This is a genomic window from Gordonibacter pamelaeae 7-10-1-b, assembly GCF_000210055.1.
In the GTDB taxonomy this organism is placed as follows: Bacteria; Actinomycetota; Coriobacteriia; order Coriobacteriales; family Eggerthellaceae; genus Gordonibacter; species Gordonibacter pamelaeae.
Genome location: NC_021021.1, coordinates 1,515,848 through 1,518,384 on the forward strand (window position 1 = coordinate 1,515,848; position 2,537 = coordinate 1,518,384).

Annotated in this window: 3 protein-coding genes; 2 read left to right on the forward strand and 1 reads right to left on the reverse strand. The window is 70.3% G+C overall.

Features of this window, described 5'->3' with window-relative positions:
* The coding region (locus GPA_RS06995) for an ABC transporter ATP-binding protein (RefSeq protein WP_041239222.1) at positions 1 to 840 on the reverse strand (840 nt) is incomplete at its 3' end.
* A gap of 266 nt (positions 841 to 1,106) precedes the next feature.
* Here GPA_RS06995 and GPA_RS07000 point away from each other — a divergent pair.
* Positions 1,107 to 2,096 carry a sensor histidine kinase gene (locus GPA_RS07000; protein ID WP_231847597.1) on the forward strand — a complete coding sequence of 330 codons (990 nt, stop codon included), beginning with the start codon at positions 1,107 to 1,109 and terminating at the stop codon, positions 2,094 to 2,096.
* Positions 2,093 to 2,537: response regulator (locus GPA_RS07005; protein WP_156791142.1), on the forward strand; the 445-nt coding region annotated here is incomplete at its 3' end. The genes GPA_RS07000 and GPA_RS07005, both read left to right, overlap by 4 nt.

A 2,537-nucleotide genomic window follows, 5' to 3' on the forward strand; every position in this document is an offset into this window, starting at 1 on the left:
CACGCCCAGCACGTCGGCCACGTTGTGCGCGCCGTTGCCGCAGTCGGCCTCGAGCATCGTCCCGTCGAAGGACGCCCCCAGCACGCACGGCAGCGCCCGCAGGGCGGCCAGCGCCTCGTCGTCGCAGGCATCCACCTCCACGCGGATGCGCTCGCCCGTGCCGATCATGGCCTTGAGCTCGTCGTTCGTGCCGGTGGCGAGCGCCCGCCCCGCGTCCATGATCATGATGCGCGTGCAGATGTCCTCCACCTCCTCCATGTAGTGGCTCGTGTACACGATGGTCGACCCCTGCGCGTTCAGGCGCAGGATGCCCTCGAGGATGGAGTTCCTGCTCTGCGGGTCCACGGCTACGGTGGGCTCGTCGAAGAAGATGAGCTCGGGCTTGTGCGCAATGCCGCACGCGATGTTGAGGCGGCGCAGCAGGCCGCCCGATAGCTTGCGCGGGCGGAACTTCGTGTAGTCCTCCAGCCCCACGAACGCGATGGCCTCCTCCACGAGCTCCTGGCGGCGGCGCCTGTCGTCCACGTAGAGCGCGCAGAAGTAGTCGATGTTGCCGCGCACCGTGAGCTCCTCGAACACGGCCACGTTCTGCGGCACCACGCCGATGCGCCGCTTCAGGTCGTAGCGCGACGGCTTCATGTCCTCGCCGAACAGGCGGATGGCGCCCTTGTCGTAGGTGAGCAGCTGCAGCATGCAGTTGATGGCCGTGGTCTTGCCCGAGCCGTTGGGGCCCAGAAGGCCGAACACCTCGCCCGGCGCGATGTGCAGGCTGAAATGGTCGAGCGCGACCATGTCGCCGTAGCGCTTCACCAGGTTGTCGACCGCGATGATGTCTTCCATGGGGGATCTCCCTACCTTCTCCTCGATGATGCCTCCATAATGCCCGGTCTGCGCCCGCACCGCCAGTGAGCGCCGTCACCGATCGTCGCTGCCGGTATGACAAATGTCACGGATTCGCCTGCGGCCGCCCGTGCGGCGACGTGCGACCTGCTACCATGGCCCCATGGAGAGAATCGTCGACAAGGTCGTCGTGCTCGCGTGCTGCCTCGCATGCTTCGCCGTGCTGCCATGGGGGGGTCGCGCTGCTGCTGGCGCTGCTGTGCTCCGTGGCCGCCTCGGCGCTCGGCGAGGTGCTGCCGCGGAGGCTCGCCTCCGTTCCCGCGCTCGCCTACGCGCTCGCGGCGCTCGTGTGGCCGCCCTTCGCGGCGTTTCTGGCCCTCGCGGCGTACGACCTCTCGCGCGACGACCACCCGCTGGTCCGCTGGTGCTGGCTGCTTCCCGCGCTCTCCGCGCTCGTGCGGCTCGATGCCGTGCTCGCTCTCCTCATGGCGCTGGCCTGCGCCTTGGCCCTTCTGCTGTCGTACCGCACGCGCCGCTTCCAGGCCGAGCTCGCCGCGTACCGCCGCCTGCGCGACGACGTGCAGGAGACGTCGCTCGCGCTCGAGGAGAAGAACCGCGGCCTGCGCGACAAGCAGGATCTCGAGGTGAGGCTGGCTACGCTGGCCGAGCGCGGGCGCATCGCGCGCGAGATACACGACAACGTGGGGCACCTGCTCACGCGCTCCATCATGCAGGTGGAGGCGCTGCAGGTGGTGCACCGCGACGACGAGCGGGTGCGCGGCGAGCTCGCCCAGGTGGGCGACACGCTGCACGAGGCCATGGGCTGCGTGCGCGCGAGCGTGCACGACCTGCACGACGACGCGTTCGACCTGGAGACGCAGATCCGGGAGGCGGCGGACGCCTGCGCGACGCTCGCCGTGGACATCGACTACCGTGCATCCGACGTGCCGCCCGACGTGGGCTACGGCTTCATCGCCATCGTGCGCGAGGCGCTCTCCAACGCCGCCAAGCACTCCGACGCCAGCCGCGTGTCGGTGTCGGTGGCCGCCTACCCGGCGTTCTACCGGCTGGTCGTGCACGACAACGGCTCGGTCCCGCCGCCGTCCGACATGCTGGGCGACGCGCCCCGCGCCGACGGGGGCATCGGATTGTCCACCATGGCCGATCGCGCCCGCGCGCTCGGCGGCCGTTGCCGTTTCGACTACGACCGCGGCTTCAAAGTGTTCGCCACCGTTCCGAAGGGGGACCCCGCATGAGCGAAGCGCCCGCCGCCGAGCCTCTCCGCGTGTGCGTCGTGGACGACGACCCGTTCGTCACCGCGTCGCTCGCCACCATCCTCTCCGCCGAGCCCGACATCGTCGTGGCGGGCGAGGGCCATGACGGCGAGGAAGCCGTGGCGCTGTTCGAGCGCGAGCGCCCCGACGTGCTGCTCATGGACATCCAGATGCCGGGCGTGGGCGGCCTCGAAGCGGCCGAGCGCATCCTGGCCGCGCACCCGGAGGCGCGCGTCGTGTTCCTCACCACGTTCTCCGACGACGAGTACATCGTGCGCGCCCTGCGCCTGGGCGCGAAGGGTTACCTTATCAAGCAGGAAGTGGCCACCATCGCCCCGGCGCTGCGCTCGGTGACGGCCGGCCAGAGCGTGCTCGGCGGCGAGGTGCTCGGCCGCGTGGACGCCCTCATGCGCGGAGCCGTCC